Origin of the sequence: Streptomyces sp. NPDC101234, assembly GCF_044767525.1 — a bacterium.
In the GTDB taxonomy this organism is placed as follows: Bacteria; Actinomycetota; Actinomycetes; order Streptomycetales; family Streptomycetaceae; genus Streptomyces; species Streptomyces sasae.
Window position 1 is genome coordinate 1 of record NZ_JBIWOA010000101.1, and the last position, 5,205, is coordinate 5,205.

The 5,205-nt window shown below is 68.4% G+C and carries 5 protein-coding genes and 1 pseudogene; 3 read left to right on the forward strand and 3 right to left on the reverse strand.

All coding sequences use genetic code 11. The annotated features are described in order from the left end of the window. The first annotated feature begins 11 nt into the window (after nucleotides 1-11). Nucleotides 12-95, forward strand: a complete 84-nt coding sequence (locus tag ACIRR9_RS55810) for a proprotein convertase P-domain-containing protein (protein WP_403763752.1) — start codon at nucleotides 12-14, stop codon at nucleotides 93-95. A gap of 304 nt (nucleotides 96-399) precedes the next feature. Here the strand turns inward: ACIRR9_RS55810 and ACIRR9_RS55815 are convergent, their stop codons facing one another. The 3 genes from ACIRR9_RS55815 to ACIRR9_RS55825 all read right to left on the reverse strand — a co-directional run bounded on the left by ACIRR9_RS55815 (nucleotide 400) and on the right by ACIRR9_RS55825 (nucleotide 3,137). After that, on the reverse strand, nucleotides 400-771 hold the full coding sequence (locus ACIRR9_RS55815; RefSeq protein WP_403769750.1) for a signal peptidase I: 372 nt from the start codon (nucleotides 769-771) through the stop codon (nucleotides 400-402). Nucleotides 772-835: 64 nt separating this feature from the next. Continuing rightward, a complete protein-coding gene (locus ACIRR9_RS55820; RefSeq protein ID WP_403769753.1) occupies nucleotides 836-1,729 on the reverse strand; it encodes a DUF1963 domain-containing protein in 894 nt (297 codons plus the stop codon). 208 nt (nucleotides 1,730-1,937) lie between these two features. Next, nucleotides 1,938-3,137 carry a glycosyltransferase gene (locus ACIRR9_RS55825; protein WP_403769756.1) on the reverse strand — a complete coding sequence of 400 codons (1,200 nt, stop codon included), beginning with the start codon at nucleotides 3,135-3,137 and terminating at the stop codon, nucleotides 1,938-1,940. A 500-nt stretch (nucleotides 3,138-3,637) separates the two neighbouring features. Between ACIRR9_RS55825 and ACIRR9_RS55830 the strand changes: the two genes are divergently transcribed. Together ACIRR9_RS55830 and ACIRR9_RS55835 are read left to right on the forward strand one after the other, a co-directional pair. Beyond that, on the forward strand, nucleotides 3,638-4,168 hold the full coding sequence (locus ACIRR9_RS55830) for a hypothetical protein (RefSeq protein WP_403769759.1): 531 nt from the start codon (nucleotides 3,638-3,640) through the stop codon (nucleotides 4,166-4,168). A 569-nt stretch (nucleotides 4,169-4,737) separates the two neighbouring features. After that, nucleotides 4,738-5,205 (forward strand): annotated as a pseudogene (locus ACIRR9_RS55835) (hypothetical protein); the annotation flags it as partial.

A 5,205-nucleotide genomic window follows, 5' to 3' on the forward strand; every position in this document is an offset into this window, starting at 1 on the left:
CAGCCCAACCCCTGACCGGCACCTGGAAGCTCCGAGTCCAGGACCACGCGGCGATCGACGTCGGCTACATCGAGCAGTGGCGGCTCATCCCCTGACCCCCTCCGCAGCCGTTGTTCCGGGACACGGACCGCGTCCCGGAACAACGGCCAGATCCGTGTGGCGCCGGGGAGCACGACATTCCCGAGTCCGTCGCGCAGGAGCTGACGCCGCGCCTGCGGCCCTGAGTCCACCCGCTGCCGTACGAGCAACTGCCCGGGAACGCGAACATCCGCCGGGCCACGCGCTCGGGCGGACTGCCGTGGCTCTCGGAAGGAGCCGGGCGGCCCGAGGGCTGGGAGCCGTTCGTACCGACCGTCGACTGCGCGGCGCTGCGTCGGCTCGCAGGAACACTGCCCGCCGTCAGGCAGGAGCGGGCTCAGCGTATCCAGGCACAGAAGGCCATCGCAGGGTCAGCACCACAGACTCGTCCTCCGCGACCCAAGAGTGATCCACTCCCTGGCCCCAGACGACATAGTCGCCTTGTTCTTCCAGCAGCACGCTACGACCCGGGAACTCCATGCGGAAGCGACCTGAGATGAGAACGAGGACAGCTGAACGCACTTCGCCCGTCACCCACTGCGCTCGCCGCTCACCACGCGGGTGGACGCCCCATTTGACCTCCACGGCGTCGCTGTGACGAGGACTACCGCGCTCCTTGAAGTGCCCGACCAGCCAACCCCGGTCCACTGCTGCGTCCTTGCCTGCATTACCCACGTACACGCCGTCTTCCATGCACCCGAACGCTACCGAACTTGATCGATTGATGTCGGTGCCCTTCGACTGAAGCCGCGCGCGGTCAGGAACAGTCCGAGCGGTAGGCGAAGGGCCTGTCGGGGCACCTGGTGCATTCGAACAGGTAGATGCCGCCCATGTCGCCGAGCATGAGCCCAGGAGGGCGTTGGATCTCGGTGCGTTGTTCGTAAGGAAGTTCCCAGACGGTTCCCGTGGCCGGGGTGTCCTCGACGGGCAGCCACGTGCGCCAGCTCGCGCCGTCGAACTCGGAGCTGTTGATCGTCAGGAGATGCTCCATACGCCCACTGCAGGCAGGACACGTCGGCCAGTCGGGCTCTTGCGTCCACGTCGGGTACCCGCCGACCTTGATGCCGTCCGCCACGGAGAGGTGGGACCAGTAGGACCAACCGGTTTCCTCCTCCAACTGCTCGAACCTGATTGCGAGCGCGTCGGCGACCTCGTTCGGGAGGTCCCAGTTCGGGTAGTCGGTGACGCGCTCAGGGTGCAGGACGCACGGGTCCGGAAGGTAGTCGTTGTCAGGGCCGGTCGGGCAGGGCGGATCGGCCGGCTGCAGGTCGCTCAGGGAGCTGTCCCGCCAATAGATCTCGGGGCGGGGAACGTAGCCGTCCTCGTGGTCGAAGGGGCACCAGAGCACCTGCAGCAGATCGGTGGCGCTGGGGAAGGCCAGGTCGGGCACGTCGGTTGCGAACAGCTGGAGGACCGGGACGAACGGGATCGGTCCCTGGGCGGGAGGGGAGAACGCCGTGCGCGGATGGTCGTCCTCGCAGTGGGGCCAGGGCTCCGAGAGCGGCCAGAGCACGGGTCCGCCGAGCGAGCTTTCCCTCGCACCCGGATCGCCGGGGCGAGGGTGCAGGCGAACGGCTGTCTTCCGATAGCCGGCCACCTCCGGGAACAGCGTCTCGACATCGAGCGGACGTGGCGGGGTGGTGCGAGCCATCGGACGTGTGCTCCTCACAGACCAAAGCGTTGGCTTGGCCACGACCGAGGCCGCGGTGGGCCGAGAGTAGCCGCACGGTCTGTCGGATCCACCAGCAGGCCCCGTGCGGCCACGGGGCACACTTTGCGGTCGGCCTTGCCGACACCCGACAACACGAGTTCAGGTTCAGCAGCAGTCGACAACTGCGTGTCCGCCGCTCCTCGATCCCCTACCCGTCGAGCAACAGGCCCGCGGCCACAGCCGCCCCGTCGGTGCGGATCTTCGTGCCCAGAACCCTTGCCCGCGCCCGGGTCTCGGGAGCCAGGGCCGTCTTGAACGCGACGCGCAGGGATTCGATGCTCGGAGTCGGACCGTCGAGCGCCGCACCGATCTCCAGGTCCTCCACCTGGCCGGCCCAGTACGGGTTGTCCGAGATCTGATGAGCCACCACCACCTGCGGCACGCCCGCGCGGGCGGCCGTCACCGTCGTACCTGCGCCGCCATGGTGTACCACGGCCGCCACCCTGGTGAACAAACGCTGTTGGTTGACCTCGCCGACGGCGAAGCAGTCGTCCTGGCCGTCGATCAGGTCGAGGTCCGCCCAGCCACGGGAGACGAGTACGCGGTGGCCCTGTGCGCGCAGCCCCTCGATGGCCCCACGGGCGATGTCCTGCGACGCGCTCATACTGCCGAAGCCCACGTAGACCGGCGGCGCACCCGCGTCCAGGAACGTCACCAGGTCCCCGGGGAGCGGGCGTTCGTCCGGCAGACTCCAGGTGCCCGTCTGTATCACGTCGAGACCTGGGGTCTCCCGCCACGCTCCCAGGGCCGGGTCTGCCGCCAGCCACGGCCGGTCGGTGAAGACGTGATCGCGGACGTTGTCCACCGGTGGCAGGCCGATCGATGCCCGATGGCCGTTGAGCGTCTCCCGGAATTGCGCGTTCACGTTGTGGGCGTCCAACTCCCACAGCGTCCGGTTGTCGTTCGCCTCCGGATCGGGCCACCCCGGCCGCGGTGGTGGCGCGTGGTACGGCGACGGCAGGTGGACCGCCGCGTAGCTCGCGTACACGTAGCGGATGCCCGCGGCCTCGGCCACCGACCGCGCGCCGATCTGGGCCAGGCCGGCCGCCACCAGCGCGTCGCATCCGTCGGCCGCCGCGGGGAAGACGTCGAACTGCGTGGCGACCATCTGGGTCCGGTACCGGGACAGTTCCGCCGCCGACGGGAGAGCCGTCCCTCGCGTCAACGACCGTACCGGTGGCCCGACCGGCACGTGCTGCACCCCGAGTCCAGCCAGCCGCTCGGCGAACTCCTCGTCCGGCGGGACGCACATGCGCACCTCCACACCGAGTGCGCGCAGCCGCACCGCGAGTGCCACCAGCGGTTCGACATCGCCGCGCGTCCCGTACGTGGATAACAACACCCGCATTCTGCGTCCTCTTTCGTTCTGCTTCGGTTGTGACGGCTGTCACGGCTGTGCATCCGTGTGGTGTATCGAGTGCATGGATGCCCAAGTGATCGCAGTCAAACCGGAAACGAGCGCAGCCGACGGCGGCGAACAGCCGCCGGGCCCTCTCGGGGACGATCTTGTCGATCCAACGCCCTCTCGCGTGAAGCCGACTTCGATGGCTACCGTGATCGCCAGCGTGCCTTCGAGACCGACGGTGCAGCGTCGGCTCTGGGCTGCTCGTAACCGGCGAGGCGCGCAAGGTTCGATCGTCAACAGAATCTGAGAGGCACTCAATGCATAGATCGCCAGTGCCCATACCTGATGTCTCGCCTGATGTCTCGGTCATCTTGCCCTGCGCCGGATTCGGAGCGCGCTTCAGGGCGCCCTACCCGAAGGAGCTGCACTGTCTTGCTCCCGGGGTCACCGTCCTGGACCGCAGCCTGGAGTCCGTTGTCGAACTCGCCAAAAGCGGACTCAACGTGCGCCTGGTCGTCGTATTCGGCACACACAAGCTGGAGACGGTGAGTTATCTCGCGCGCTACGCCGGTACCTTTCAGTTGGTCTTCGTCTACCAGGACGAGTCGTTTGAACCGGGAATCGACGGAGCGATCAGGTCTGCCCTGCCGATGACGCGGGGACCGGTCGCCCTCGTCCTACCCGACATCGTTGTCACCGGTGCGGGGAGCGTCGGCGGTCTTCTCGCCGCATTCCGTCGAACGGCCGTGGCGGGCTGGAGTGTTGTGGCCGCCGAAGAGCGGGACCCCGACACGTTGCGGCAGATGGGCGCGCTGGCCCTGGTCGAGGAGGGCGGCGTCGTGACGGTCGGGGCGGCCGTCGACAAACCGGCGGACCCTTCGGGCTACAACGCGTTCTGGGGCATGGTGGCGGTCGCCGAGGGGGAGGCGCACCGGTTACCTGACGTGGTGGCCAAGGGGGTCGACAGCCCACTGACCGGCGCGGCCGCACACATCGTGGAGCGAATCGTCAACTACAACACCCCGGCGGGCTGAGTCCCCAGGCGCGAACGACCTCGTGCGTGGTCGGGGTCGCGCCCGGACGTGAAGAGCTCCTGGCAGCCGGGTTCACCACCCAGACCGACCCCCAGCTGATGTACACCCTGCGGCACGCGGGGTGCAGCCCGGCGCGGTCGTGAGCGGGACGTCGTCGCCCGGCGGCGGGATGGTCGACAGCGGCGGCCAGGCCGCCGAACTCCCCACACAGACCGCCGCGCACGTCTTCGTCGCCAAGCACTGAGTCCGCCAGGAGCCGGCCCGTCGCCGCGGCCCGCACAGACACGAGGATGGCCGTCGCCACCATCGCACTCGACGGCCATCCTCGTCGGTGTAGAGCTCCACCTCCGGCCTCTACGACGTGAGCAGCGCAGTCTCAACTGCCGCAGAGCGTGAGTTCCGTGGCCGCGCCACTTCGGGTTCTGGGATGACAACCGCGGCCGGTCCGGCGGCTGACCGAGCCCGATCCGATCGCTCAGGGCCTGCGGCGGCTCCGCAGCGATCTGCACGCAGTCTTGTCGGTGGTGATCGATAGGGTCGGTGCACTGATCAGCTGAGGAGCGCAGACCATGAGATCTCCGGCCGAGCTGGACCGCGTCCAGTGGCATGCCCTGACCCACGCCTACGGTTCCGCCGAGGACGTGCCCGAGCTGATCAAGGCGCTCTACCAGGACGACGAGGAGACAGCCGACGAGGCTATCTACGAGCTCTACGGCAACATCCACCACCAAGGCACGGTCTACTCGGCGTCAGCGCCTGCCGTCCCCTTCCTCGCACACGCCGTGCGGCACGCCCCGAACAAACGCGCCGAGTTGCTGATGCTGCTCGCCGTCCTTGCCGACCACGCCCCGGAAGACGTCGACTCGCCGCACTGGCCGAGCAGTTCGGTCGCCGCGGTTTGCGTCGAGCTCTGCCGAGCGCTTCCAGAGCTGTTGTCCTTCCTCGAAGACACCGAGCGAGAGGTACGCCGGGCCGTACTGCGGGTGGTCGCGGCCGTGGCCGAGCTGCTTCCAGCGGATCAACACGCCCCCGTCGTG

What these genes read in the sequence shown, in the direction of transcription:
- ACIRR9_RS55825 (WP_403769756.1), bottom strand. Translation starts at nt 3,137, where the DNA reads ATGCGGGTGTTGTTATCCACGTACGGGACGCGCGGCGATGTCGAACCG.
- ACIRR9_RS55820 (WP_403769753.1), bottom strand. Translation starts at nt 1,729, where the DNA reads ATGGCTCGCACCACCCCGCCACGTCCGCTCGATGTCGAGACGCTGTTC.
- ACIRR9_RS55815 (WP_403769750.1), bottom strand. Translation starts at nt 771, where the DNA reads ATGGAAGACGGCGTGTACGTGGGTAATGCAGGCAAGGACGCAGCAGTG.